The sequence below is a fragment of the Streptomyces taklimakanensis genome (genome assembly GCF_009709575.1).
GTDB lineage: Bacteria > Actinomycetota > Actinomycetes > Streptomycetales > Streptomycetaceae > Streptomyces > Streptomyces taklimakanensis.
Map to the genome: position 1 here is coordinate 3,847,728 of NZ_WIXO01000001.1, position 26,002 is coordinate 3,873,729.

The following is a 26,002-nucleotide window of genomic DNA, read 5'->3' on the forward strand; positions in this document are numbered from 1 at the left end:
GCCATGTCCGACGACACCACACCCGCCGCCCGGGAGCTTCCCGCGATGCCCAGGCCACGCGTCTCGGAGAAGCCCGCCCACTCCGTCCCCGGCGTGCTCGCCCTGCTGCTCGGTCTGGCCGGTCTGCTGGTCGGCGCCGGGAGCGCCATCGGCGGGGCCGGGCTCGCCTCCGGGGGATCGGGCGGTGTGGGGGCGGTCCTGATCGTGCTCGGAGTGCTCCTGGTGATCGGCTCGGTCTTCGCGATGGCCGGACTCAACATGGTCGCGCCGGGCGAGGCCCGGGTCGTCCAGCTCTTCGGCCGCTACACCGGGACGGTCCGCGAGGACGGTCTGCGGTGGGTCAACCCCCTGACGACCCGCAAGAAGGTCTCCACCCGGGTCCGCAACCACGAGACGGCCGTGCTCAAGGTCAACGACGCCTACGGCAATCCGGTCGAGTTGGCGGCGGTCGTCGTCTGGCAGGTCGAGGACACCGCCCAGGCCGTCTTCGAGGTGGACGACTTCCTGGAGTTCGTCTCCACGCAGACCGAGGCCGCCGTGCGGCACATCGCCATCGAGTACCCCTACGACGCCCACGACGAGCACGACCTGTCGTTGCGCGGCAACGCCGAGGAGATCACCGAGAAGCTCGCCGCCGAGCTGACCGCGCGGGTGCGGGCGGCCGGCGTGCGGATCATCGAGTCGCGCTTCACGCACCTGGCGTACGCCCCCGAGATCGCCGCCGCGATGCTCCAACGCCAGCAGGCGGGCGCGGTGGTCGCGGCGCGCCGGACGATCGTGGAGGGCGCCTGCGGCATGGTCGAGGACGCGGTGGCCCGGATCGCCGCGCAGGACTTCGTCGAGCTGGACGAGGAGCGCAAGGCCACGATGGTCGGCAACCTGCTGGTGGTGCTCTGCGGCGACCGTTCGCCCCAACCGGTCCTCAACACGGGGTCGCTCTACCAGTGACCGAGGGGGCAGGGGCGAAGGAGCCCCCGTCCGGCGGGGACGGGGAGCCGGGGCCGGGGGCGGAGCGACCGCGCGGGCGCGGGCGCAAACAGGTGCTGCTCCGGCTGGACCCGGCCGTCCACGACGCGCTCGCCCGGTGGGCGGCGGACGAGCTGCGCAGCACCAACGCCCAGATCGACTACCTGCTGCGCAGGGCCCTCGCCGAGGCCGGCCGCATGCCGCGCGACGCCCGGCCCCACCCTCGTCGGGGTCGCCCGCCGCGCCCGCGGCCCGAGGGGCGGGACGGTCCGGCCGGCGGTCCGCAGGAGTGAGCGCGGAGCCCTTCCCCTCCCGGTTCCTCGCGACCCGGAGGGGCGGGGCCCTGGTGTGGCCGAGCCTCGGGCATCCTCTCCGAGCTGGGAACATGGCGATATCCACGGTGTGTATACATGGCGTGTATACGCGTGGTGTACAGTCGTCGCCATGTCCATCGGCCATACCCTGCTGGGACTCCTGGAGACCGGACCCCGCCACGGATACGACCTCAAGCGCGCCTTCGACGAGCGCTTCGGCCACGACCGCCCACTGCACTACGGGCAGGTCTACTCGACCATGTCGAGACTGTTGAAGAACGGTCTGGTGGAGGTCGAGGGAGTCGAGCCCGGCGAGGGTCCCGAACGCAAGCGCTACGCCATCACCGACGCCGGGATAACCGATGTCGCCGACTGGCTCGGCCGGCCCGAGAAGCCCGAGCCGTACCTGCAGTCCACCCTCTACACCAAGGTCGTCCTGGCGCTGCTGACCGAACGCGACGCGGCCGAGTTGTTGGACGTCCAGCGCACCGAGCACCTGCGGCTGATGCGGGAACTGACCCAGCGCAAGAGGAGCGGTGACTTCACCGACCAGCTCATCTGCGACCACGCCCTCTTCCACCTCGAAGCCGACCTGCGCTGGCTGGAACTGACGGCCGCGCGCCTCGACCGACTCGCCCGGGAGGTACGCCGATGACCACCACCGAACCCCTGCTCGCCGCCCGGGAACTACGCAAGTCCTACGGGCCCACCCCCGCCCTGGACGGCGCGGACTTCTCCGTCCACCCCGGCGAGGTCGTCGCCGTGATGGGCCCCTCCGGGTCCGGCAAGTCCACCCTGCTGCACTGCCTGGCCGGCATCGTCCGCCCCGACTCCGGCACCGTCCACTACCGGGGCCGTGAACTGTCGGCGATGTCCGACGCCGAGCGCAGCGCGCTGCGCCGCTCGGAGTTCGGCTTCATCTTCCAGTTCGGCCAACTGGTGCCCGAACTGACCTGTGTGGAGAACGTCGCCCTGCCGCTGCGCCTGACCGGCACGGGGCGCAGGGAGGCCGAGCGCCGGGCCGCCGGCTGGCTGGAGCGGCTGGAGGTCGACGACGTGCGCCACAACCGCCCCGGCCAGGTGTCGGGCGGTCAGGGGCAGCGCGTCGCCGTCGCCCGCGCCCTGGTCGGCGGACCGCGCGTGGTCTTCGCCGACGAGCCCACCGGAGCGCTGGACTCCCTCAACGGCGAGCGGGTGATGCAACTGCTCACCGACGCCGCCCGGGACACCCACGCCGCCGTGGTGCTGGTCACCCACGAGGCCCGCGTCGCGGCCTACTCCGACCGCGAGATCGTCGTCCGCGACGGCCGGGTGCGGGACCTGGCGGGCGCCGCATGAGGGCGCCGGCCTCCAAGGCGTCCGAGGACGCGGCCTCCACCACCGCGGCCACCGCGTCCACCACCGCGGCCACCGACGACACCCCGCGCGCACCGTCCACCCCCTCCACCGGCCCGACGGGAGTGACCCGTTGGGCGGCCGACCTGGCCATGGGCGCCCGCTTCGCGCTCAGCGGGGGCCGCGAGGGCTGGGCCCGCACCGTGCTCACCGCGATCGGCGTCGGCCTCGGCGTGACCGTGCTGATGATCGCGGCCTCCGTGCCCAACATGATCGCCTCCCGCGACGCCCGCGCCGACGCCCGGGAGAACTACGGCGCCTCCGAGCCGTTGGAACCCTCCGACCACACCGCCCTGTACGGGCACTCCGGCACCGAGTTCCGCGGCGAGGACATTCGCGGCCGGTACATCCGGCCCGACGGCGACCACCCGCCGCTGCCCCCGGGAGTGGAGAAGGCGCCCGGTCCCGACGAGATGCTCGTCTCACCGGCGCTGAGGGAGCTGCTCACCTCCCCCGAGGGGGAACTCCTCCGGGAGCGGCTGCCCCAGCGGATCGTCGGCACCATCGGCGACGAGGGGCTGCTCGGCCCGGCCGAGCTCACCTATCTGGCGGGCTCCGACCGGATGTCGGAGGACGACGGCTTCTCCTACCGCATCGACGGATTCGACAAGGTCGGGGAACGGGAGCCCCTGGACGCGGTGCTGCTGCTGCTGGTGGTCGTCACCTGCGTGGTGCTGCTGCTCCCGGTCGGGGTGTTCGTCGCCACCGCGGTGCGCTTCGGCGGCGAACGCCGCGACCGCCGACTCGCCGCGCTGCGGCTGGTGGGCTCCGACAACCGGATGGTGCGGCGCATCGCCGCCGGGGAGTCCCTCGTCGGGGCCCTGCTCGGGCTGGCCGTGGGCGCCGCGCTGTTCCTCCCGAGCCGCGAGGCGATCGGCGAGATCACGCTCTTCGACCTCAGCGTCTTCCCGTCCGACGTACGGCCCAGCGCCCTGCTGACCGCGTTGATCGTCCTGGCCGTGCCCACCTCCGCCGTGGTCGTCACCCTGCTGGCGCTGCGCGGGGTCGCCATCGAGCCGCTGGGCGTGGTGCGCGGCTCCGGGGTCCGCCGGCGCCGGCTGTGGTGGCGACTGCTGCTGCCGGCCGTCGGGTTGCTGCTGCTGGCCCCGTCCTTCGGCGGGATCGACAGCGGCCAGAACTCGATCGAGACCTACCAGATCACCACGGGCATCGTGCTGCTGCTGGTCGGCACCACCGCCGTGCTGCCCTGGTTGATCGAGTGGACCGTCGGACGGCTGCGGGGCGGGTCGCTCCCCCTCCAGCTCGCCGTCCGTCGCCTTCAACTCGACAGCGGGCCGGCGGCCCGGGCGGTCGGCGGCATCACCATCGCCGTCGCCGGGGCCATCGCCGTCCAGATGCTCTTCGGCTCGGCCGGCGAGTCGTACACCGAGGACACCGGCCAGGACCCCACCCGCGCCCAGATGGTGATCACGGCGGAGACCGGCGACGGCGAGGGAGCCCGCGAGCTGACCCGGCGGATCGGCGAGGTCCGGGGGGTGCGCGGGACGCTGGGCGTGACGAACGACTACGTCCCGGAGTACGCCGAGGGGGCGGAGGACGAGAGCTACACGTCCGTCACCGTGGCCGACTGCGCCACCCTGGCCGAGCTGGCCCGGGTCGGCGACTGCGAGGACGGGGACGCCTTCGTGGTGCCCTCCCCGTACGAGCAGGAGGACACCGGAGCCCGTCCGGGCACACGGCTGAACCTGAACCCTCCGGTGTACGTGCGGGGAGCGGAGGAGCCGGTGCAGACGGGCGAGCCCGACCCGTGGACGGTCCCCGCCGACGCCCGCGAGATCGAGGGCAGGACCAGCCCCACGGGGATGGTGGTCGACGGCGTCCTGGCCACCCCCGGGGCGCTCGACGTCTCCCGCCTGACGGACGCGCGCGCCGAGGTGATGGTGCGCGTCGACCGCTCGGTGCCCGACGTGGAGGAGTACGTCCGCAACGCCGCGGAGACCGGCTCCCCCGGCACCAGCGTGCTGGAGTTGCAGGGCGAGAACCGGGCCCGGGAGTTCGTGCTCATCCAGCGTGCCCTGTACGCGGGCGCCGCCGGAGTGCTGATGCTGATCGGCGCCAGCATGGTCGTCTCCACCCTGGAGCAACTGCGCGAGCGCAGGAGGCTGCTGTCGGTGCTGGTCGCCTTCGGCACCCGCCGCTCCACCCTGGCCTGGTCGGTGCTGTGGCAGACGGCGGTGCCCGTGGTGCTGGGGCTGGTGCTGGCGGTGGCCGGCGGGGTCGGCCTGGGCGCGGTCCTGTTGGCGATGACCTCCGAGCCGTTCTCGATCGACTGGACGGGGCTGGCCGCCACGACGGGCACCGGCGCGGCCGTGATCGCCCTGGTGACGCTCCTCAGCCTGCCGCCGCTGTGGCGGATGATGCGCCCGGACGGCCTGCGCACGGAGTGACCGCCCGGGCCGGCACCGGGCGGGAGCCCGCCGCACGCCGTCCGTACGACCCGAGCGGGAAGGGTCGTACGGACGGCGTCGTGTGCGGGCGGGGCCGTCGCGCGGAGCCGCGCCGCCGGGCGGCGGAAGGGGGCCGTCAGCCCCGCAGGTCCTTGAGGCGCCGGCCCTTCCGGGGCTTGGCCTCGACGCCCCCGAAGACCGCCGCGCCGCGCACCACGACCACCGGTGCCTCCGGATCGTCCGACTCCACGGACGTCACGTCGTAGCCGCCCATGATCCCGGTGCCCGAGCCGCGCAGGGTGACGTTCTCCGGAACCCTGATCTCCACGCCGCCGAATATCGCGGTGGCGTTGACGACGACCTCCCGCTGCTCGAAGAGGGCCTCGCTCAGGTCGATCTCCACGCCGCCGAAGAGCGCGAAGGCGTTGAGCCTGCCGCCCACCCGCCAGCGGCCCCGGCGCGTGGCGCCGCTGAAGATCGCCACCAGGTTCTCCCCGGCCGCGCCCGGCGAGGAGTGCGGAGCGGCGGACCGCGACGCCGGGGCGGGACGCGGGAAGACCTCCCCCGGCGCCCGCCGCGCCGGTGGCAGGTCCCGGACGAGCGGGCGCAGTTCGCCGATCGTCCGGGCCCGGTAGACCGCGTCGATCCGCTCGGTGTGCTCGTCGGTGTCCAACCGCCCTTCCGCGAGCGCCTCACGGAGGATCTCCGCGACCCGGTCGCGGTCGGCGTCCGAGGCGCGCACGTCGGCCTCGGCGACGGGACCCGCGAGGGAGGACGCCGCGGACTCCGCGGGTTCTTCGGCGGGCTGCTTGCGCAGGGAGGTGTCGTCGTTCACACACCCACCCTAGCGAACGCGATACATCGCGAACAGGGGCAGCGGGGGCGCGGGCCGGAGCCACCGGCCGAGCCGCACCTCACATCCGGGCCCGACACGCGGGGCCATACCCTGTGATGCGCCGCAAACGAGAGGAAGAGACGTCCATGCCTGCCGACCCCCACCCGAACACCCCGGTCGCCTCCGGCCCCGCCGCCCCCGCCGCCCCGGTGTTCGCCTACACGGATCTGCTCCCCCTCGGCGCCGACGAGACGCCGTACCGCCTGGTCACCTCGGAGGGCGTCAGCACGTTCGAGGCCGGTGGGCGCACCTTCCTGAAGGTGGAGCCGGAGGCGCTGCGCACGCTCGCGGCCGAGGCGATGCACGACATCTCCCACTACCTGCGCCCCGCCCACCTGGCCCAGCTCCGCCGCATCCTGGACGACCCCGAGGCGTCCCCCAACGACCGCTTCGTCGCGCTGGACCTGCTGAAGAACGCCAACATCGCCGCCGCCGGTGTCCTGCCGATGTGCCAGGACACCGGCACCGCGATCGTGATGGGCAAGCGCGGTCAGAACGTGCTGACGTCCGGAGGCGACGAGGAGGCCCTCTCCCACGGCATCCACGACGCCTACACCAGGCTCAACCTGCGCTACTCCCAGATGGCCCCGCTGACCATGTGGGAGGAGCGGAACACCGGCACCAACCTCCCGGCCCAGATCGAGCTGTACGCCACCGACGGCGACGCCTACAAGTTCCTCTTCATGGCCAAGGGCGGCGGCAGCGCCAACAAGTCCTTCCTCTACCAGGAGACCAAGGCCGTCCTGAACGAGGCGGCCATGATGCGCTTCCTGGAGGAGAAGATCCGTTCGCTGGGCACGGCGGCCTGCCCCCCGTACCACCTGGCGATCGTCGTGGGCGGCACCTCGGCCGAGTACGCGCTCAAGACCGCCAAGTACGCCTCCGCGCACTACCTGGACTCCCTGCCCACCTCCGGCTCCCCGACCGGCCACGGCTTCCGCGACACGGAGCTGGAGGAGAAGGTCTTCGAGCTGACCCAGAAGCTCGGCATCGGCGCCCAGTTCGGCGGCAAGTACTTCTGCCACGACGTGCGCGTCGTCCGGCTGCCCCGCCACGGCGCCTCCTGCCCGGTGGCCATCGCCGTCTCCTGCTCCGCCGACCGCCAGGCCCTGGCGAAGATCACTTCCGAGGGCGTCTTCCTGGAGCGGTTGGAGAAGGACCCGGCACGCTTCCTGCCCGACACCACCGACGCCGACCTCGACTCCGAGGTGGTGCGCGTCGACCTCAACCGGCCGATGGACGAGATCCGCGCCGAGCTGTCCAAGTACCCGGTCAAGACCCGTCTGTCCCTGACCGGCCCGCTGGTCGTCGCCCGCGACATCGCCCACGCCAAGATCAAGGAGCGGCTGGACGCCGGTGAGGAGATGCCGCGGTACCTGCGCGACCACGCCGTCTACTACGCGGGTCCGGCCAAGACCCCCGAGGGCTACGCGTCGGGCTCCTTCGGCCCGACGACCGCGGGCCGCATGGACGCCTACGTCGAGCAGTTCCAGGCGGCCGGCGGCTCCTTCGTCATGCTGGCCAAGGGCAACCGCAGCAAGCAGGTCACCGAGGCCTGCGCCCGGCACGGCGGCTTCTACCTCGGCTCGATCGGCGGACCGGCCGCCCGGCTGGCCCAGGACTGCATCAGGAAGGTGGAGGTCCTGGAGTACGAGGAGCTGGGCATGGAGGCGGTCTGGCGGATCGAGGTGGAGGACTTCCCCGCCTTCATCGTCGTCGACGACAAGGGCAACGACTTCTTCACCGACCCCGGCCCGGCCCAGCCGTTCGTCACCTCCATCCCGGTCCGCCCCGGGAGCTGACGGACGAAACCGGTAGATTCGTCCCCATGACCGGGACGAACGAGGGACACACCGAGGAACACCGGATCGAACACGACTCCATGGGCGAGGTGCGGGTCCCCGCGCACGCCAAGTGGCGGGCGCAGACCCAGCGGGCCGTGGAGAACTTCCCGATCTCGGGCCGGCGTCTGGAGCGCGCGCACATCCAGGCGCTGGCCCGGATCAAGGAGGCGGCCGCCAGGGTCAACGCCGAGCTGGGCGCCCTGGACGCCGACACGGCCCGGGCGATCGCCGAGGCCGCGGCCGAGGTCGCCGAGGGCCGCTGGGACGACCACTTCCCCGTGGACGTCTTCCAGACCGGCTCCGGCACCTCCTCCAACATGAACATGAACGAGGTCGTCGCCACCCTCGCGAGCGAGCGGCTGGGCGCGCCCGTGCACCCCAACGACCACGTCAACGCCAGCCAGTCCTCCAACGACGTCTTCCCCTCCTCCATCCACATCGCGGCCGTCGCCGCCGTCACCGAGGACCTGATCCCGGCACTGGAGCACCTGGCCGGGGCGCTGGAGCGCAAGGCGGAGGAGTTCGCCGAGGTGGTCAAGTCCGGCCGGACCCACCTGATGGACGCCACTCCCGTCACGCTCGGCCAGGAGTTCGGCGGTTACGCGGCGCAGGTGCGGTACGGGGTGGAGCGGTTGCGCGCCGCGCTGCCGCGGCTGGCGGAGCTGCCGCTGGGCGGCACCGCGGTGGGCACCGGCGTCAACACCCCGCCCGGCTTCTCGGCGGCGGTGATCGCCGAGGTGGCACGTACCACCGGACTGCCGCTGACCGAGGCGCGGGACCACTTCGAGGCCCAGGGCGCCCGTGACGCCCTGGTGGAGACCTCCGGCCAGCTCCGCACCGTCGCCGTCGGACTGACCAAGATCTGCAACGACCTGCGCTGGATGTCCTCCGGCCCGCGCACCGGCCTGGCCGAGATCCGGCTGCCCGACCTCCAGCCGGGCTCCTCGATCATGCCCGGCAAGGTCAACCCGGTGGTCCCCGAGGCGGTGCTGATGGTCGCCGCCCAGGTCATCGGGAACGACACGACGGTCACGGTGGCCGGCGCGTCGGGCAACTTCGAGCTGAACGTGATGCTCCCGGTGATGGCCAGGAACCTGCTGGAGTCGATCCGGCTGCTGGCGAACTCCTCCCGGCTGCTGGCCGACCGCACGATCGACGGCATCGAGGCGGACGTGGAACGCGCCCGCGAGTACGCCGAGTCCTCCCCGTCCGTGGTCACCCCGCTCAACCGGTACATCGGCTACGAGGAGGCCGCCAAGGTCGCCAAGAAGGCCCTGGCGGAGCGGAAGACGATCCGCGAGGCGGTCCTGGAGTCCGGCCACGTCGAGCGCGGCCTGATCACCGTCGAGCAGTTGGACGAGGCCCTGGACGTCCTGCGCATGACGCGCCCGTGAGGGTCCGGCCCCGAGGAGCGGGACGGTCGGGCGGCGTCGGCCCTCGAACCGCCGCCGTCCCGCCCTCCCGCGCCGGGGCCGGCCGGGGCGTGCCGTGGCGCGGGACGGCGGCCACCGGTCACGGGGCAGCGCTTAGGATCCGTCCATGACGGCGGAGACGGCTCAGGCGGGGAACGGCGGGGCGGACGCGGGGGACGGACCCCGTTGGCGGCCCGGTGAGCACATCCTGTGGCGCTACCGGGCCAACGGCGGCGACGACCTGCACATCTGCCGTCCCATGACCGTCGTGCGCGACACCGCCGAACTGCTGGCCGGGTGGATGGCCCCGGGCACCGTCTGCGTCAAGCCGGAACTGGCGGACGGCACGCCCGTGCACCGCGAGCCGCTCGCCACCCGCTACACCAAGCCCCGCAGGACCGTGCGGTCGCGCTGGTTCGGCACCGGGGTGCTCAAGTTGGCGAGGCCCGGCGAGCCCTGGTCGGTGTGGCTGTTCTGGGAGCGCGGATGGCGGTTCAAGAACTGGTACGTCAATCTGGAGGAGCCGCTGCGTCGCTGGTCGGGCGGAGTGGACTCCGAGGACCACTTCCTGGACATCACCGTCCGCCCCGACCGCTCCTGGGAGTGGCGGGACGAGGACGAGTTCGCCCAGGCGCAGCGGGCCGGGCTGATGGACGAGGCCCAGGCCGAGCGCGTGCGGGCGGCGGGACGGCGGGCGGTGGAGGTGGTCCGCGCGTGGGGGAGCCCCTTCCGCGACGGCTGGGAGGGCTGGCGTCCGGACCCCGCCTGGCGGGTGCCCCGGCTGCCGCGCGACTGGGACCGGAAGCCGGAGCGGTGCGAGCAGAGGAGCGCGGATTCCGGGGCGGCCGGGGGACCGAGGGCCTGAGGGGCTGGTGGGAGCGGCGCTGCTTCTCGCATGATGGCGGTGCGACGCGACGGGGTGTTCGGGGAAGCCGTCGGATCCGGCGGTTCCTTGCTGCGCACCCGGGCGGCGAACGTAGGATCACCCTCGGACTTGACGGAAAGCACCGAGGCGACGAACTCCCGGTCCTCGCAAGGGACTTGGCGTAGCCCCGAGAGGAGCCCCAGACGTGAGTGACACGGAAGGCAAGCAGGCGTACGAGGGCTACGACCGGGCGACGGTCGATCGCTTCGGACAGGCCGAGGCGTTCGACGCGATCGGCGACCGCTACGACGAGGTCTTCCCGCACAAGGAGGGGCAGCTCGCCGCCGGTGCCTGGTTGGCGGGGGAGCTGCCGGCCGGGTCGCGGGTGCTGGACGTCGGCTGCGGGACCGGGGTCCCCACCGCGCGCCGGCTCGTCGAGGCCGGCCACCGGGTCACCGGCATCGACATCTCGCCCGGCATGATCGAACTCAGCCGGAGGAACGTCCCCGAAGCCGAGTTCCACGTGCTGGACGTCGCCGAGCTGGAACGGCGGGACCTGGGCCCCTTCGACGGCATGACCGCCTTCTTCGCGCTGCTGATGCTGCCGCGCCGGGAGATCCCCGTCGCCCTGCGCGCGCTGCACGGGCGGCTGCGGCCCGGCGGGCTGCTGGCCCTGGGCATGGTGGAGGCGGACGTGGACGACTACGCGATCCCGTTCCTGGGCCACACGATCCGGGTATCGGGCTACCTGCGGGAGGAACTGCGCCAGGTGGTGGGCGACGCGGGCTTCGAGATCCTCGGGGAGGAGTCGTTCGCGTACGCGCCGGCCAGCACGGACGTCTCTCCCGAGATCCAGATCTTCCTGAACTGCCGACGACGCCCCTAGCCCTCGAAGCGCTGGGCACGCTCGATGCGCGGCCCCGGACGGATGGAAACCCAACGCGTGACGGAGTATCCGACATCCCCACAGCCCGCTGCCCGGTCCACGGGCGGCGGTGCCCGCACGGCCGCGTCCGTGGCCGGCCGTGCCGACGCCGCGCACGCCCCACTGCCCGATCCGCCCGGCGGGTCGGGCGCGACGGCTCCCCAGGGGGCCCCTCGCCGTGTTCCCGCCCCGACGAACGCGCCCGTGTCCGGGGCGGCGGGCCACCCCGACCCCGGCGGAGGCGGCGGACACGCCCGGTCCACCGGTGGTGACGAGCCGGTGGGTCGGAGCCGCCCCGAGGTGCCGGGCGAGCGGGCCGGCGCGGACCACGACACCGCGCCCGGCACCGCCCCGGACACCGCGCCCGGCACGGTGCCCGGGGCGGCCGAGCACCCCGGCGGGGACGAGATCGCCGAACGGGAACGGCGCGGCGGCGACCGACTGCGCTTCGTGGGAGCGGCCACCCGGCGGATCGCCCGCGGCGTCGACCTGGACGAGACCGTCCTCGGGCTGTGCCGGGCGAGCGTCCCGGCGTTCACGGACGCGATCCTGGTCTATCTGCGTGATCCGCTGCCGGTCGGGGACGAACGCCCCACCGGTCCGGCCGTGCTGCGGCTGCGCCGCACCGACCGGCTGCCCGACCACGCCCTGGAGGCGCCCGCCGCGTCGCCGGACCTGGAGGCGTCCGACACCGGGGAGTTCCCGCTGCCGCTGCTGTCCGTCTCGCCGGAGGGCGGCGGGGGCGGAGCGGCGGAGCTGATCGAGGTGCGCGGCGGCGGCCCGCTGGCCGAGGTGCTGCGCGGTGTGCGGCCGGTGTTCGGCGACGCGTCCACCGCCCGTGAGGCGCTGCCCGAGCTGTTGGGGCCCGGGCACGACGCCCCGGTGGGACGCCGGGCGATCCTCGCTCCGATGCGCGGGCGCCGCCGGGTGATCGGCGCGGCCGTGTTCCTGCGCCGCCCGGAGCGCTCCGCCTTCGAACCCGACGACCTGTTGGTCGCGGCGCAGTTGGCCACGCACACCGCGCTGGGCGTGGACAAGGCGGTGCTCTACGGCCGCGAGGCGTACATCGCCGACGAGCTCCAGCGCACCATGCTCCCCGACGAGCTGCCCCAGCCCACCGGGGTGACGCTGGCCAGCCGCTACCTCCCGGCGGCCGAGACCGCCCGGGTCGGCGGCGACTGGTACGACGCGATACCCCTGCCGGGCGGGCGGGTGGCGCTGGTCGTCGGAGACGTCATGGGCCACTCCATGACCTCCGCGGCGATCATGGGTCAGCTCCGCACCACCGCGCAGACCCTGGCCGGACTGGACCTGCCGCCGCAGGAGGTGCTGCACCACCTCGACGAGCAGGCGCAGCGGCTGGGCAGCGACCGGATGGCGACGTGCATGTACGCCGTCTACGATCCCGTCGCGCACCGGATCGTGGTGGCCAACGCGGGGCATCCGCCGCCGGTGATGCTGCACCGCGACGGCCGGGCGGAGGTGCTGCACGTCCCCGCCGGGGCGCCGATCGGCGTCGGGGGAGTGGACTTCGAGGCGGTGGAGCTGCCCGCTCCGGCGGGTGCCACGCTGCTGCTGTACACCGACGGCCTGGTGGAGTCCCGGCACCGCGACGTGTGGACCGGGATCGAGCGGTTGCGCGAGAAGCTGACCGAGACGGCCGGGCTGACCCGTCCCGACACCCCGCCGCCGCTGGAGCCGCTGTGCGACGAGGTGTTGGACATCCTCGGCCCCGGCGACCGGGACGACGACATCGCGCTGCTGGCGGCCCGGTTCGACGGCATCCCGCCCAGTGACGTCGCCTACTGGTACCTCGACCCCCGCGCCCAGACCGCGCGACAGGCGCGGCGGCTGGCGCGGCGGGCGCTGGAGCGCTGGGGCCTGGAGGAGCTGTCGGACTCGGTGGAGTTGCTGGTCAGCGAGGTGGTGACCAACGCCGTCCGCTACGCGGAGCGTCCCATCACGTTGCGGCTGCTCCGCACCGACGTGCTGCGCTGCGAGGTCGGGGACGATGTGCCGCAACTGCCCCGGCTGCGGCAGGCGAGGGCCACGGACGAGGGCGGCCGGGGGCTGTACCTGGTCAACCGCCTCGCCCGCCGTTGGGGCGCGACCCGGCTGAGCACGGGCAAGGTGGTGTGGTTCGAGTTCTCGATGCCCTGACGGCCGCGGCGCCCGCGAGGGGTGACCGCCCCGCCGGGAGCACCGGCCGGGCGGCGGGCGGTCCGAGCGGGGCGAGAAACGGACGAAGCGGCCCCGACGCCCCTGACGGGGGTCGGGGCCGCTCCCGGTGCGCGCGTCCGGTGGACCCGGCTCGGCGTACGCGCCGAGCCGGGCCGGAGGCCTCAGACGCCGGTCGGCGCCGGGTCGGCCAGGGAGTCCTCGGCGTCCAGGACGGTGCCGACGGCCTGGACGACAGCGGCGATCTTGAACGCCTCCTGGATCGTCTCGCGGTCCACACCGGCCTTGCGGAGCACCTGCTCGTGGGAGTCCAGGCACTGCCCGCAGCCGTTGATCGCGGAGACGGCCAGCGACCAGAGCTCGAAGTCGGTCTTGTCCACGCCCGGGTTGCCGATGACGTTCATCCGCAGGCCCGCGCGCAGGGTGCCGTACTCCGGGTCGGACAGCAGGTGCCGCGTCCGGTAGAAGACGTTGTTCATCGCCATGATGGCGGCGGCGGCCTTGGCCGCGGTGTACGCCTCGGGGGAGAGGTTGGCCTTCGCCTCGGGCTCCAGCTCGGTGAGCACCTTCGGCGAGCGCGAGGCGATGGCGCAGGCCAGCACCGTGCCCCAGAGCTGCTGCTGGGGCAGGTCGGAGTTGCCTATCACCGAGCCGAGGTTGAGCTTGAGGTCCTTGGCGTAGTCGGGCAGCGCCGACTTCAGGTCGTCGAGTGCCATGTCGTTCTCGTCCTCACTCGCCCGAGAGCAGCTTGACCGGGTCGAGGGTCTCCTCGCCCTTGGTCCAGTTGCAGGGGCACAGTTCGTCGGTCTGCAGGGCGTCCAGCACCCGCAGGACCTCCTTGGGGTTACGGCCGACGGAGCCGGCGGTCACCATGGTGAACTGGATCTCGTTGTTCTGGTCCACGATGAAGACCGCGCGCTGGGCGTAGCCGTCCTCGCCCTCGACGCCGCAGGCCCGCATCAGCTCGTGCTTGGGGTCGGCCAGCATCGGGAAGGGCAGGTCGCGGAGGTCCGCGTGGTCCTTGCGCCAGGCGTGGTGCACGAACTCCGAGTCACCGGAGACACCGAGGATCTGGGCGTCGCGGTCGGCGAACTCGTCGTTCAGCTTGCCGAAGGCGGCGATCTCGGTCGGGCAGACGAAGGTGAAGTCCTTCGGCCAGAAGAAGACGATCTTCCACTTGCCCTCGTAGGTCTTGTGGTCGATCTGCGCGAAGGCCTTGTCCGCGTCGAGGTCCACGCAGGCGGTCAGGTCGAACTCGGGGAACTTGTCACCGACAGTGAGCACGCGCTCTCCTTGTTGCGTGGAAACATCCCTTGTGGGGGGTTTCCTGAGGGTTGGACGTGATCCACACTGCCACAACCGACATTGATCAAAGAAATAGCTACAATCGTGTCGATTGATCGGAGGTGGTTATCAGTGACCCTGTCGGCCCAACGGCCACACCAGGTGTCCCGTCACCGGTCCCACCAGGGGGTTCGGCAGGTTCCTCGGCAACGACAGCCCACGCTCTCCCAGTTGAGGGCGTTCGCGGCCGTCGCCGAGTGCCTGCACTTCCGGGAGGCGGCCGCGGAGGTCGGCGTGAGCCAGCCGGCCCTCTCGGGTGCGGTCGCGGCGCTGGAGGAGTCACTCGGAGTGAAACTGTTGGAGCGTACGACGCGGAGGGTGGTGTTGTCCCCGGCGGGGGAGCGGGTGGCCGCCCGGGCCCGCGAAGTCCTGGACGCCATGGGCGAACTGGTGGAGGAGGCGGAGGCGGCACGGGCCCCCTTCACGGGCACGCTGCGGCTCGGGGTGATTCCGACCTGCGCGCCGTACCTGCTGCCGACAGTGCTGAGACTCGTTCACGATCGCTATCCGACACTGGAATTGCAGGTGAACGAGGAGCAGACCGACTCGCTCCTGGACGGTCTGCTGGCGGGGCGGCTCGATCTGCTGCTGCTGGCCGTGCCGCCGGACGCGCCGCACACCGAGGCCGCCCACGGGGTGGAGACGATGCCGCTGTTCGACGAGGACTTCGTGCTGGTCACCCCGCGCGCCCACGAGTTGGCCGGCCGGACGGACCTGCCCCGCGAGACGCTGCGCGGTCTGGACCTGCTGCTCCTGGACGAGGGGCACTGCCTGCGCCGGCAGGCCCTGGAGGTGTGTCGGGAGGCCGGACGCACCGACGGGGTGCCGGCCGCCACCAGCGCGGCGGGACTGTCCACGCTGGTCCAACTCGTCGCGGGCGGCCTGGGGGTGACGCTGTTGCCGCGCACCTCGCTGCACGTGGAGACCGAACGCAACGAGCTGTTGGCGACCGCGTCCTTCGCCGATCCGGCGCCCTCGCGACGGATCGGCCTGGCGATGCGGGCGGGGGCGGCCCGACGCCAGGAGTTCGCCATCTTGGCCAAGGGTTTGCGGGAGGCAATGCGTCCGCTTCCGGTGCGACCCGTGGAGTGAGCGCGGGCGCGGCACCGGTCGGCGCGGGCCGCACCGGGAGCGGACGCCGTGCGCGCCGGGGCGCCCCCGCTCCGGTGGACGGTCGCGCGCGTCCCGCCCGGCGCGTCGAAGACAGCAGGTGGTACGCCACCGTATGCATAAGAGCACGCACAGTGGGTAGGCCGCATGCATCGTCTCTCGTACGGCCGCAGCGCGAACTGCCGTGCGCAGCAAGGCGGAACCAGGTGACTCAATCGAAAGATCGAACAGCCGTAGCCGTCGTCAGGAGTGGACCGTGCTGCAAACGCCGCATCAGTCTCCGCAGGCCGCCGTTGTCCCCGCCCAGCGCACGTCCTCGCGCGAGCAAGCCGGGCCGTGGCACTCGGAGGCGGTCTGCCGGAGGGACGAGGCCGGATTGTTCTTCGCCCCCTCCAAGGAACCGACGGCGGCCCGCCTCTCCCGGGAGCAGGCGGCCAAGCGGGTGTGCGCGCGCTGCCCGGTGCTGGTCGAGTGCCGCGAGCACGCCCTGCTCCAGCCCGAGCCGTACGGCGTGTGGGGCGGCCTCACCGCGGCCGAGCGCCGGGTGATGCTCGCCCGTCGGCGCCGCCACGACGCCGAGGTGGGGCAGTCCGCCCAGGTGTCCCGCATCGCCTGAGGCCCACCACGCCGACCTGCCGGCCCGCCGCCACGACGGAGCGCCGGGCGGCGGGCCCGCGGCTTCTCGGGCCGGGCCCGCCGCCGGGTCGTTCAGCGGGCCCGGTCGAAGTCGACGGCGCTGTAGGCGCGCAGCTTCGAGAGCTTGTGGGTGGAGTCGATCTGCCGGATCGTGCCGGACTTCGACCGCATCACCAGCGACTGGGTGGTGGCGGTCTCCGCCCGGTACCGCACACCGCGCAGCAGGTCGCCGTCCGTGATGCCCGTCGCGACGAAGAACACGTTGTCGCCGCCGACCAGGTCGTCGGTGGTCAGGACGCGGTCCAGGTCGTGGCCCGCGTCGATCGCCTGCCGCCGCTCCTCGTCGTCCTTGGGCCACAGCCTGCCCTGGATCACGCCGCCCAGGCACTTGATGGCGCAGGCGGCGATGATGCCCTCCGGGGTGCCGCCGACGCCCAGCAGCAGGTCGACGCCGGTGCCCTCGCGGGCGGCCATGATCGCTCCGGCGACGTCGCCGTCGGAGATGAACTTGATCCGGGCGCCCGACTCGCGGACCTCCCGCACGACGTCCTCGTGCCGGGGCCGGTCGAGGATGACGACGGTGACGTCCTCCGGGGCGCCGCCCTTGGCCTTGGCCACCCGACGGATGTTGACCGCCGGCGGGGCCGTGATGTCGACGAACTCCGCCGCCTCCGGACCGGTGGCCAGCTTGTCCATGTAGAACACCGCGCTCGGGTCGAACATCGAGCCGCGCTCGGCGACGGCCAGCACCGACACCGCGTTGCCCATGCCCTTGGCCGTCAGCGTCGTGCCGTCCACCGGGTCCACGGCCACGTCGCACTCCGGGCCCGTCCCGTCGCCCACCCGCTCGCCGTTGTAGAGCATCGGGGCCTCGTCCTTCTCTCCCTCCCCGATGACGACGACCCCGTTCATCGAGACGGTGGAGACCAGGGTGCGCATGGCGCGGACGGCGGCGCCGTCCGCGCCGTTCTTGTCGCCGCGGCCGACCCAGCGACCCGACGCCATGGCGCCCGCCTCGGTCACGCGGACGAGTTCGAGGGCGAGGTTGCGGTCGGGGGCCTCCGGGCTGACTTCGAGGGGGGAGGGAAGGTGGTGGTGATCGGTCATCGTGACGCACCTTTCTGCACGTCTGTACGGCGTCCGAACGCGACGGCCGAAGTCTGAGGGTGCTTCGACCCTATCCGGGTTCCCGGCAAACTGAGCAGAGTGCCCCTCGGATGAGCGGGGAGGGGGTGGTGGTACGGGCGGAACCGGGCATGGGGGACGATGGAGGCGTGGCAAGCACGGCGAGCAAAGGCAGGCAGACGGCACGCGACATGGTGCTGTCGATGCTGGTGATCCTCCTCGGGACCGGGGTCGTCTACCTGTTCATCCCGCACGACGACTCCCTGGACCCGGTCCGGCCGATCACCTATGACGTGGAGCTGGTGACGGCGCGGCGCGCGGCGCCGTACCCGGTCGTCGCCCCGGAGGGGCTGCCGGAGACCTGGCGCGCGACCTCGGTGAGGTACCGGGGGCAGAGCGACCAGGGAGCCGTGTGGCACCTGGGCTTCATGGACCCCGACAACGAGTACGCGGCCGTCGAGCAGAGCGACGGCCGGCCCGAGAGGTTCGTCGGGAAGGTCACGCACGGCGCCGAGGCGACCGGGCGCACCCGGACGATCGACGGCGAGGAGTGGGAGCGCTACGAGGGCCCCAAGTACGACGCCCTGGTGCTGCGGAAGCCGGAGGTGACCACGGTGGTCACGGGCACGGCCCCCTTCGAGAGCCTCGCGCGGCTGGCCGACGCCCTGGAGGCCGGTGAGGCGGGAACCGACGGGGCGCAGGCCGACGGGGCGAGGGACACGGCGCGACGTTGACCGGCCGCCCCGGTGCGGGGGCCGGGCGAGTCCGTGCCCGGCGGAGGGCCCGGCCCCGGCCGCCGGGGAGGGCGCGGGAGCCCTACCGGTCGTCCTCCCCACCCTCCGGGTCGTCGTCCGCGGCCTCCTCCCCGGCGCCGTCCGCGTCCTCGGCCCGCACCGCGTCCAGCCGCGCACGGGCTCCCTCCAGCCAACGGCGGCAGACCGCGGCCAACTCCTCGCCCCGCTCCCACAGCGCGAGCGACTCCTCCAGCGTGGAGCCGCCCGCCTCCAGACGGCGGACCACGGCGATCAGTTCGTCACGCGCCTGCTCGTAGCCCATCTCCCCGGCCGGCGGGGTGGTCGTGTCGGTCATGCGCCCAGCCTAGGGCCGGCCACCGACACCCCGTCGCCTCCGCCGCCGCCCCCGTCCGCCCGCCGGGCGACCACCGGCAGTTCGCCCTCGGCGAGGCGGGCGCGCAGCTCCTCGCCGTCGTCCACCTCGTCCGCCGCGCGCACCGCGCTGCCGTCGGCCCGCTGGAGCACCGCGTAGCCGCGCTTCAGCGTCGCCGCCGGGGACAGCGCGACGACCCGGGCGAGGGTGTGCTCCAGCTCCGTGCCCGCGCGGTCCAGCAGATGACCGAACGTGCGGCGGCTCCGTTCCAGCAGCGCCTCGACCTGCTCCTCCCGCTCCTCCACCATCGTGTGCGGGCGGGCCAGCACCGGACGGCTCATCGTCTCCGCCAGGCCGCGCTCCTGCCGCTCCACCATCGTCTCCACGCTCCGCCGCGCCCGCTCCCGCAGCTGCCGCACCCGCTCCAGCTCCTCGACCACGTCCGGGACGACGTCCTTGGCGGCGTGCGTCGGCGTCCGGGAGCGCAGGTCGGCCACCAGGTCCAGCAGCGGGGTGTCCGGCTCGTGCCCGATGGCGGAGACCACCGGGGTGGTGCAGGCGGCCACCGTCCGCACCAACTGCTCGTCGGAGAAGGGCAGCAGATCCTCGACGCTGCCGCCGCCCCGGGCCACGATGATCACGTCGACGTCCGGGTCGGCGTCCAGTTCCCGCACCGCCTCGATCACCTGCGGCACCGCGTGTACGCCCTGCACCGCGACGTTGCGCACCGCGAAGCGGACGGCGGGCCAGCGCTGCCGGGCCGTCTCCAGCACGTCCCGCTCGGCCGCCGAGGCCCGGCCGGTGACCAGACCCACCAGGCCGGGCAGGAACGGCAGCGGCCGCTTCCGCTCGGGAGCGAACAGCCCCTCGGCGGACAGCGACCGCTTCAGCGCCTCCAGACGCGCCAACAGCTCCCCGACGCCCACCGGCCGGATCTCGGAGACCCGCAGCGAGAGCTGGCCGCGCGGCGCGTACCACTCCGGCTTGCCGTACACCACCACCCGGGCGCCCTCGGCGACCACGTCCGCCACCTTGTCGAAGACCGCCCGGTAGCAGGTCACGGTCAGGGAGATCTCCTGGGAGGGGTCGCGCAGCGTCAGGAACACCACGCCCGCGCCGGGCCGCCGGGAGAGCTGGGTGATCTGCCCCTCGACCCAGACGGCGCCGAGCCGGTCGATCCATCCGCCGATCAGCCGCGACACCTCGCCGACGGGGACCGGCGCCTCGGGCGACGTGTTGAGAGCCATGCGACGAGGCTAGCCGCCGACGCCGACAGCGTCCCGCACGGCACCGGGCGCGGCCCTTCCGTCCCGGGGCGCGGGAGCCGCGGGCCGGGCCCGTACGATGGGCCCATGACTGCTACGACCGCACGCCGGGTCCTGCTCGCCGCGCCCCGCGGCTACTGCGCGGGGGTCGACCGCGCCGTGATCGCCGTGGAGAAGGCGCTGGAGCAGTACGGCGCGCCGATCTACGTCCGCCACGAGATCGTCCACAACAAGTACGTCGTGCGGACGCTGGAGAAGAAGGGCGCGATCTTCGTCGACGAGACGGACGAGGTCCCCGAGGGGTCCATCGTCATGTTCTCCGCGCACGGTGTGGCGCCCACCGTGCACGAGGAGGCCGAGCGGCGGAGGCTCGCCACCATCGACGCGACCTGTCCGCTGGTCACCAAGGTCCACAAGGAGGCGGTCCGCTTCGCCAAGGAGGACTACGACATCCTCCTGATCGGCCACGAGGGCCACGAGGAGGTCATCGGCACCTCCGGCGAGGCTCCCGACCACATCACCCTCGTCGACGGCCCGGACGACGTGGAGAACGTCACCGTGCGCGACGAGTCCAAGGTGGTCTGGCTCTCCCAGACCACCCTCTCCGTCGACGAGACCATGGAGACCGTCGACAAGCTCAAGGAGAAGTTCCCCCAGCTCGTCTCCCCGCCCAGCGACGACATCTGCTACGCCACGCAGAACCGGCAGACCGCGGTCAAGCAGATGGGCGCCGAGGCCGACCTGGTCATCGTCGTCGGCTCGCAGAACTCCTCGAACTCCAAGCGTCTGGTCGAGGTCGCCCTGGGCGCCGGTGCCGGGGACGCCCACCTGGTGGACTGCGCCGCCGAGATCGACGAGGGCTGGCTGACCGACCGGGTGCGCACGGTCGGCGTCACCTCCGGAGCCTCCGTCCCCGAGGTGCTGGTGGAGGAGGTCCTGGAGTGGCTGACACAGCGGGGCTTCGCGGACGTCGAGGTCGTCAAGGCCGCCGAGGAGTCCATCACCTTCTCACTGCCCAAGGAACTGCGTCGGGACCTGCGCGCCGAGGCGGCGCGGAAGGCCGCGGGCTGACCGGTCCGTCCGGTGCCCCGCCGCCGGACGGGCGTCAGCTCCCGTCCGGCGCGGCGGCCCCCTCGGCCCGCGCCGTCCCGAGCCCGGCTTCCCCGGCCCTCCTCCTCCCGGGCCTCGTCTTCTCGGGCCTCGTCCTCCCGGCCCCTTCCGCCTTCCTCCCCCTCGTCCCGGCCCGTCTGCCGCCCCCGCCGCGCCGGACGGCGCCGCCGCGGACCAGGACGACCAGCAGGGCGGTCAACGTGCCGCCGTACACCCACCCGGCGTTGACGGCCAGCGCGGTCACCAGGTCCACCAGCCGATCGGCCACCCCACCCGCCCCGTCGCCGAGGAACGGCAGTCCGGCGGTGAAGGCGATCGGTGCCGCGATCGGTGCCGCGGCCAGGTCCACGGGCCTCACCCACAGCGCGCAGACAGCGCTGACCAGGACGAACGAGATCCCGTAGGGGAGCGAGGGGCCGTCCAACAGCAACGCGTTCAGGCCGCCGGCGACCACCATCGCCCCCACGGCCAGCAGCCCGCAGCCCAGTCCGGTGAGGCGGGCTCCGGGCGGCCACGTCGTGCGGCGGACGGCCGTGGCGCCGCCCGCCCGCCCCGGGCCGCCGGCCCTTCCGGTGCGGTGGCCCGGCCCGCGCACGGGGCGCTCCGGGGCGCTTCGCGGGGCCTCCCCGCCCCCGGTGGGCGGGGCAGGGGGCGGTGGTGGGGAGGGCTGTGCCGTTTGACGTCGCGGACGGAGACGGGGAAGGCGCGCACTGTGTTGCTCCACCGCACCAACGTAGGACGCCGACCGGTCCGGAACCGGGGACGGACACGCCAGGGCCGCTCTTTGGAGTGCCCGTAGACTGGTGGATCGGCCCCACTCGGGCCCGCCCACCCAGATCCCCTCGCTCACGGGAAGTCGCCACGTGTCGCTCACGATCGGAATCGTCGGCCTGCCCAACGTCGGCAAGTCGACCCTCTTCAACGCCCTGACCAAGAACGACGTCCTGGCGGCCAACTACCCGTTCGCCACCATCGAGCCCAACGTGGGCGTCGTCGGTGTCCCCGACTCCCGGTTGGCCCGCCTCGCCGAGATCTTCGGCTCCCAGCGCGTCCTGCCCGCGACCGTCGACTTCGTCGACATCGCCGGCATCGTGCGGGGCGCCAGCGAGGGCGAGGGCCTGGGCAACAAGTTCCTGGCCAACATCCGTGAGTCGGACGCGATCTGTCAGGTCATCCGGGCCTTCCAGGACGAGAACGTCGTCCACGTCGACGGCAAGGTCTCGCCGAAGAACGACATCGAGACGATCAACACCGAGCTGATCCTCGCCGACCTCCAGACGATCGAGAAGGTCCTGCCCCGGCTCCAGAAGGAGTCCCGGATCAAGAAGGACGTCCAGCCCAAGGTGAAGGCCGTCGAGGAGGCCAAGGAGATCCTGGAGGAGGGACGCACCCTCTTCTCGGCCGGCTTCGTCCAGGGCTCGGAGCGGACGGAGCTCCTCCACGACCTGCACCTGCTCACCACCAAGCCCTTCCTCTACGTCTTCAACGTGGACGAGGAGGAACTGACCGACGAGGCGTTCAAGGACGAACAGCGCGCCCTGGTCGCCCCGGCCGAGGCGATCTTCCTCAACGCCAAGCTGGAGGCCGATCTGGCCGAGCTGGACGAGGACGAGGCCCTGGAGCTCCTCCAGTCGGTCGGTCAGGAGGAGCCGGGCCTGGCCACCCTCGCCCGCGTCGGCTTCGACACCCTCGGCCTGCAGACCTACCTCACGGCCGGCCCGAAGGAGACCCGCGCCTGGACGATCAAGAAGGGCGCCACGGCCCCGGAGGCGGCCGGTGTGATCCACACCGACTTCCAGAAGGGCTTCATCAAGGCCGAGGTCATCTCCTTCGACGACCTGGTGGAGGCGGGCTCGGTCGCCGAGGCCCGCGCCCGGGGCAAGGCCCGCATGGAGGGCAAGGACTACGTGATGCGGGACGGCGACGTGGTGGAGTTCCGCTTCAACGTCTGATCGCGTCATCACAGGCGGCCTGACCTGCGAGAGGGCGGGTCAGGCCGCCTGTGCTGTCCGCAACGGTCGGCAGAACCGGGAGCAGCTGCGTGCCGTAGACCGTGGAGCGGTGTCCGACGTGTACGACCCACCCGGTCGGTTCCCCGTTGTCGACCGTGTGGACGGCGCGGTAGTCGCCGACTCGTAGGCGGCGGCGCTCAGGCCGGGATACGAGTGCGGTGGTGTCGAAGCCGAAGGGGTCGCTCTCCGGCTCCGTCGGTTTGACCAGGGTTCGAAGCGCGATGTCACGCGGGATCTCGCGTAGCTCGGCCTGGGCCTCGGGCCGGAACACCGCGCGGTGGTCACTCACCGCGTGCCGGCGTCTCCCTCATCACGTCCTCGACGGGGACGCCGGCGGCCGGGCTCGCCATGCGCTCAAGGTGCCGAGTGTTCCATGTGTACACAACGCCGGTGTCGTCCGGCACTCGGGGCCAGCGGTGGCAGTATGCGGGGACACAGCGAGAGGGGCCGGGGCGGGATGGGGCGCAGTGAGCGGGAGGCGGTTGCCGCGGGAGGGCGGCTGTACGAGGCGGCGCAGTCGGTGGCCCGTGACCACGGACGGGCTGTCGAGGCGGTTCGGGCGGCGCTGAAGCCGATCTGTGACACGGCGGTGGAACAGGCGCTGGACGCCATCCCGGTGGCCCGGTTGAAAGAGGTCACCGAGGGGCGGCTGAGGCTTGGGGAAGTCGACAGGAGCGGGCTGCGGTCGGTCCGACAGGTACTCGATGCCGGCTCCTACCGGTTGCGACAGATTCCCGGCGTGGGGCAGCGGACCGCCGATCAGGTCATCGCGGCGGCGCGTCGGATATCCGCTGCCGTTCACGAGACCATCGCCGTCCACATCGACGTGGATCGGCCGGAGCCGCGCACCACCGCACTCGTCATGGCCCTGCAGGTGCTGGTGGAAGCGGGCCCCGACGCGCGGCGAGCCGTCGACACGGCCGCGGCTCTCTCCGGGCGGCTCGGTCCCTTGCTGGCCGAGGCCAAGCCTGCCGCCGCGCGGCTGCGGCTGCTGCTGATGGGGCATGCCAGACGAGCTCGGGCACTGGAGGCCGTCGCAGAGGTCCGCAGGCTGACCGAGGAGGCAGCAGAGGCTGGTGTGCCGGAACTGTTCGCACAGGCATCGGTGGATCTGCTGCGTGGCACCTCGACCGAGGTTGCGGCTTGGGTCGACTTCGAGCTGCGTTCCGCCGAGTACCACAGCCTGCTCGCGGAGATCTCCGGCCGCGGACCCGACACTGCCGCCGCCGAGGGCTTCCTGCCCGATGAAGTCGCCGAGCGAGTCCGTGACCAGCTGCTTGACGACACTCACCGGCGGGTGTCGCTGCGCGGCTATCAAGCCTTCGGGGCCCGCTTCGCCCTGGCGCAACGCAAGGTGATCCTCGGCGACGAGATGGGGCTCGGCAAGACCATCCAGGCCATCGCCGCTCTGGCTCATCTCGCTGCCGAGGGGCAGAGCCACTTCATGGTCGTCTGCCCGGCCAGCGTCCTGATCAACTGGACGCGCGAGATCGAGGCCCGTAGCAGGCTGCGCGTGATGCCCCTGCACGGCCCCGACAGGCAGGAGGCGTTCGCCGACTGGAAGGGCCGGGGCGGTGTGGGAGTGACGACCTTCGACGCCTTGCGCGGCTTCCCGGCCCCCGAAGGCGGCGAGCTGGGGATGCTGGTCGTGGACGAGGCGCACTACGTGAAGAATCCGAAGACGCGTCGCTCCCAGGCCGTGACCGAATGGTCCGGGCACTGCGAACGGGTTCTCCTCATGACCGGCACGCCCATGGAGAACCGGGTCGCCGAGTTCCGCAGCCTTGTGCGGATTCTCCAGCCGCACCTGGCGGGGGCTGTCGACGACCGCGACGGAGTGGCCGGTTCCAAGGCCTTCCGGAAGGCTGTCGCCCCGGTCTATCTACGCCGCAACCAGCAGGATGTCCTGACCGAACTGCCCGCACTCCAGCAGACGGACGAGTGGGAGGAGCTGAGCGCGTCGGACGAAGACGCCTACCGCGAGGCCGTGCGCGTCGGCAACTTCATGGCGATGCGCAGAGCGGCGTACGCGCGGCCCGAGAAGTCGGCCAAGCTGAACCGGCTGTGCGAGATCGTCGAGGACGCTGCCGAGAACGGGCTGAAGGTGGTGGTGTTCTCCAACTTCAGGGACGTCCTTGGAGTGGTGAAGGACGCATTGGACGCCGCGCGGAGCAAAGGCGGCGGTCAGGTGTTCGGTCCGATCTCGGGAACCGTGTCGCCCGCCCGCCGTCAGCGGCTGGTGGACGAGTTTGCCGCCGTGCCGGGTCATGCGGTGCTGGTGGCGCAGATCGAGGCGGCGGGGGTGGGGCTCAACATGCAGGCCGCGTCCGTCGTGATCATCTGCGAGCCTCAGGTCAAACCGACCATCGAACACCAGGCGGTGGCGCGGGCCCACCGCATGGGGCAGGTCCGTTCGGTGCGGGTGCACCGGCTGCTCACCACTCGCGGGGTGGACGAGCGGATGGTGGAGATGCTGAAGAACAAGGCCCGCCTGTTCGACGCGTACGCACGTCGCAGCGCGGTCGCCGAGTCGACGCCGGACGCGGTCGACGTTTCCGACACGGCGATGGCCCGCCAGATCGTCGAGGAGGAGCAGGCGCGACTGGGCGTGGTCCGCACGGAGTCCGCAGGACACTCGTAAGCGACCGTCGGGACTCAACGGGCGTCAACGGAGAAACGTCTGGTCAGGGTGTTGTGTGGGGCTCCACCGCAGGTCAGGATCCGACTCCGGACATTCCGCTTCGACGTCTGACGGCTGATCCCCGGGCCGGCCGAGCCGCCGGTCGGAGCAGGAGGCTCCGGGTCAGGGGCCGGATCGCGGGGTCTGGCCTCTTCCTGTCCTCCCTCGTGGATTCCGGCCGTTTCCGGGATGTGTGCCGACCCGCCGCGGCCCGTCGCGCCGTGGAGGGGCGGGCGCGGCCGGCCGTCGGTGAGGGGTGCCCGGTGGCGGAAAGAGTGACAGGTGGGGCGGACGGGGCGTCTCGTCGGCCGGGAACGTGTTGACGCCATGTGACATGTACGTGTCTTCCATGCATGCACTCTTGTGCCTTTCCTATGAATGAGTGAACCTTTCGAACGGCGAACCGTTCGA

At 72.5% G+C, this 26,002-nt stretch carries 23 protein-coding genes and 1 pseudogene; 16 read left to right on the plus strand and 8 right to left on the minus strand.

Annotated features, from left to right (window positions below; all coding sequences use genetic code 11):
* Positions 1–3: 3 nt before the first annotated feature.
* From F0L17_RS17125 to F0L17_RS17145, 5 genes are all read left to right on the plus strand, one after another.
* Complete coding sequence (locus F0L17_RS17125; RefSeq protein ID WP_155071762.1) at positions 4–948, plus strand: SPFH domain-containing protein; 945 nt, start codon at positions 4–6, stop codon at positions 946–948.
* Positions 945–1,259 (plus strand): type II toxin-antitoxin system antitoxin, encoded by a 315-nt coding sequence (locus F0L17_RS17130; protein ID WP_420802426.1) that lies wholly within the window; start codon positions 945–947, stop codon positions 1,257–1,259. Before F0L17_RS17125 ends, F0L17_RS17130 begins: the two co-directional genes overlap by 4 nt.
* A 151-nt stretch (positions 1,260–1,410) precedes the next feature.
* Complete coding sequence (locus F0L17_RS17135) at positions 1,411–1,935, plus strand: PadR family transcriptional regulator (protein ID WP_155071763.1); 525 nt, start codon at positions 1,411–1,413, stop codon at positions 1,933–1,935.
* Positions 1,932–2,618, plus strand: coding sequence for an ABC transporter ATP-binding protein (locus F0L17_RS17140; protein ID WP_155071764.1), 687 nt, complete (start codon positions 1,932–1,934; stop codon positions 2,616–2,618). Before F0L17_RS17135 ends, F0L17_RS17140 begins: the two co-directional genes overlap by 4 nt.
* Positions 2,615–5,083, plus strand: a complete 2,469-nt coding sequence (locus F0L17_RS17145) for an ABC transporter permease (protein ID WP_155071765.1) — start codon at positions 2,615–2,617, stop codon at positions 5,081–5,083. The genes F0L17_RS17140 and F0L17_RS17145 overlap by 4 nt, the downstream gene beginning before the upstream one ends.
* A 136-nt stretch (positions 5,084–5,219) precedes the next feature.
* Here the strand turns inward: F0L17_RS17145 and F0L17_RS17150 are convergent, their stop codons facing one another.
* Entirely contained in the window at positions 5,220–5,900 is a 681-nt protein-coding gene (locus F0L17_RS17150; RefSeq protein WP_155073764.1) for a DUF1707 SHOCT-like domain-containing protein, read from the minus strand.
* A 164-nt stretch (positions 5,901–6,064) separates the two neighbouring features.
* On the opposite strand from F0L17_RS17150, the gene F0L17_RS17155 reads away from it, so the two are divergent.
* The 5 genes from F0L17_RS17155 to F0L17_RS17175 all read left to right on the plus strand — a co-directional run bounded on the left by F0L17_RS17155 (position 6,065) and on the right by F0L17_RS17175 (position 13,184).
* Positions 6,065–7,780 (plus strand): fumarate hydratase, encoded by a 1,716-nt coding sequence (locus F0L17_RS17155; RefSeq protein WP_238419400.1) that lies wholly within the window; start codon positions 6,065–6,067, stop codon positions 7,778–7,780.
* Positions 7,781–7,806: 26 nt separating this feature from the next.
* Positions 7,807–9,216 carry a class II fumarate hydratase gene (locus tag F0L17_RS17160; RefSeq protein WP_155071766.1) on the plus strand — a complete coding sequence of 470 codons (1,410 nt, stop codon included), beginning with the start codon at positions 7,807–7,809 and terminating at the stop codon, positions 9,214–9,216.
* A gap of 145 nt (positions 9,217–9,361) precedes the next feature.
* On the plus strand, positions 9,362–10,099 hold the full coding sequence (gene fomD, locus F0L17_RS17165; RefSeq protein WP_155071767.1) for a cytidylyl-2-hydroxypropylphosphonate hydrolase: 738 nt from the start codon (positions 9,362–9,364) through the stop codon (positions 10,097–10,099).
* Between the two features lie 205 nt (positions 10,100–10,304).
* On the plus strand, positions 10,305–10,985 hold the full coding sequence (locus tag F0L17_RS17170) for a methyltransferase domain-containing protein (protein ID WP_162466312.1): 681 nt from the start codon (positions 10,305–10,307) through the stop codon (positions 10,983–10,985).
* A 42-nt stretch (positions 10,986–11,027) separates the two neighbouring features.
* Positions 11,028–13,184 carry a SpoIIE family protein phosphatase gene (locus F0L17_RS17175; protein ID WP_420802427.1) on the plus strand — a complete coding sequence of 719 codons (2,157 nt, stop codon included), beginning with the start codon at positions 11,028–11,030 and terminating at the stop codon, positions 13,182–13,184.
* A 182-nt stretch (positions 13,185–13,366) separates the two neighbouring features.
* Here the strand turns inward: F0L17_RS17175 and F0L17_RS17180 are convergent, their stop codons facing one another.
* Positions 13,367–13,918: an alkyl hydroperoxide reductase gene (locus F0L17_RS17180; protein WP_155071769.1), complete on the minus strand. Its 552-nt coding sequence runs from the start codon at positions 13,916–13,918 to the stop codon at positions 13,367–13,369.
* Positions 13,919–13,931: 13 nt separating this feature from the next.
* Positions 13,932–14,486, minus strand: coding sequence for a redoxin domain-containing protein (locus F0L17_RS17185; RefSeq protein WP_162466313.1), 555 nt, complete (start codon positions 14,484–14,486; stop codon positions 13,932–13,934).
* A 231-nt stretch (positions 14,487–14,717) separates the two neighbouring features.
* On the opposite strand from F0L17_RS17185, the gene F0L17_RS17190 reads away from it, so the two are divergent.
* Both F0L17_RS17190 and F0L17_RS17195 read left to right on the plus strand, forming a co-directional pair.
* Positions 14,718–15,638 (plus strand): hydrogen peroxide-inducible genes activator, encoded by a 921-nt coding sequence (locus F0L17_RS17190; RefSeq protein ID WP_238419402.1) that lies wholly within the window; start codon positions 14,718–14,720, stop codon positions 15,636–15,638.
* A 274-nt stretch (positions 15,639–15,912) separates the two neighbouring features.
* Positions 15,913–16,272: a WhiB family transcriptional regulator gene (locus F0L17_RS17195; protein ID WP_162466314.1), complete on the plus strand. Its 360-nt coding sequence runs from the start codon at positions 15,913–15,915 to the stop codon at positions 16,270–16,272.
* 92 nt (positions 16,273–16,364) lie between these two features.
* On the opposite strand, the gene glpX is transcribed toward F0L17_RS17195, so the two are convergent.
* Positions 16,365–17,399, minus strand: coding sequence for a class II fructose-bisphosphatase (gene glpX, locus F0L17_RS17200; protein ID WP_155071771.1), 1,035 nt, complete (start codon positions 17,397–17,399; stop codon positions 16,365–16,367).
* Between the two features lie 167 nt (positions 17,400–17,566).
* Between glpX and F0L17_RS17205 the strand changes: the two genes are divergently transcribed.
* A complete protein-coding gene (locus F0L17_RS17205) occupies positions 17,567–18,151 on the plus strand; it encodes a DUF4245 domain-containing protein (RefSeq protein ID WP_420802428.1) in 585 nt (194 codons plus the stop codon).
* An 82-nt stretch (positions 18,152–18,233) separates the two neighbouring features.
* On the opposite strand, the gene F0L17_RS17210 is transcribed toward F0L17_RS17205, so the two are convergent.
* Together F0L17_RS17210 and xseA are read right to left on the minus strand one after the other, a co-directional pair.
* Positions 18,234–18,506 (minus strand): exodeoxyribonuclease VII small subunit, encoded by a 273-nt coding sequence (locus tag F0L17_RS17210; protein ID WP_155071773.1) that lies wholly within the window; start codon positions 18,504–18,506, stop codon positions 18,234–18,236.
* Positions 18,503–19,771, minus strand: coding sequence for an exodeoxyribonuclease VII large subunit (gene xseA / locus F0L17_RS17215; protein ID WP_155071774.1), 1,269 nt, complete (start codon positions 19,769–19,771; stop codon positions 18,503–18,505). The genes F0L17_RS17210 and xseA overlap by 4 nt, the downstream gene beginning before the upstream one ends.
* A 105-nt stretch (positions 19,772–19,876) precedes the next feature.
* On the opposite strand from xseA, the gene F0L17_RS17220 reads away from it, so the two are divergent.
* Positions 19,877–20,860 carry a 4-hydroxy-3-methylbut-2-enyl diphosphate reductase gene (locus tag F0L17_RS17220; protein WP_155071775.1) on the plus strand — a complete coding sequence of 328 codons (984 nt, stop codon included), beginning with the start codon at positions 19,877–19,879 and terminating at the stop codon, positions 20,858–20,860.
* 34 nt (positions 20,861–20,894) lie between these two features.
* On the opposite strand, the gene F0L17_RS17225 is transcribed toward F0L17_RS17220, so the two are convergent.
* Positions 20,895–21,494: a DUF6542 domain-containing protein gene (locus F0L17_RS17225; RefSeq protein ID WP_155071776.1), complete on the minus strand. Its 600-nt coding sequence runs from the start codon at positions 21,492–21,494 to the stop codon at positions 20,895–20,897.
* A gap of 268 nt (positions 21,495–21,762) precedes the next feature.
* Between F0L17_RS17225 and ychF the strand changes: the two genes are divergently transcribed.
* Positions 21,763–22,851 carry a redox-regulated ATPase YchF gene (gene ychF, locus F0L17_RS17230; protein WP_162466315.1) on the plus strand — a complete coding sequence of 363 codons (1,089 nt, stop codon included), beginning with the start codon at positions 21,763–21,765 and terminating at the stop codon, positions 22,849–22,851.
* 88 nt (positions 22,852–22,939) lie between these two features.
* Here ychF and F0L17_RS17235 read toward each other — a convergent pair.
* A pseudogene (locus tag F0L17_RS17235) lies at positions 22,940–23,200 on the minus strand (type II toxin-antitoxin system RelE family toxin); the annotation flags it as partial.
* Between the two features lie 168 nt (positions 23,201–23,368).
* On the opposite strand from F0L17_RS17235, the gene F0L17_RS17240 reads away from it, so the two are divergent.
* Positions 23,369–25,552 (plus strand): DEAD/DEAH box helicase, encoded by a 2,184-nt coding sequence (locus F0L17_RS17240; RefSeq protein WP_155071777.1) that lies wholly within the window; start codon positions 23,369–23,371, stop codon positions 25,550–25,552.
* The last annotated feature ends 450 nt before the right edge of the window (positions 25,553–26,002 follow it).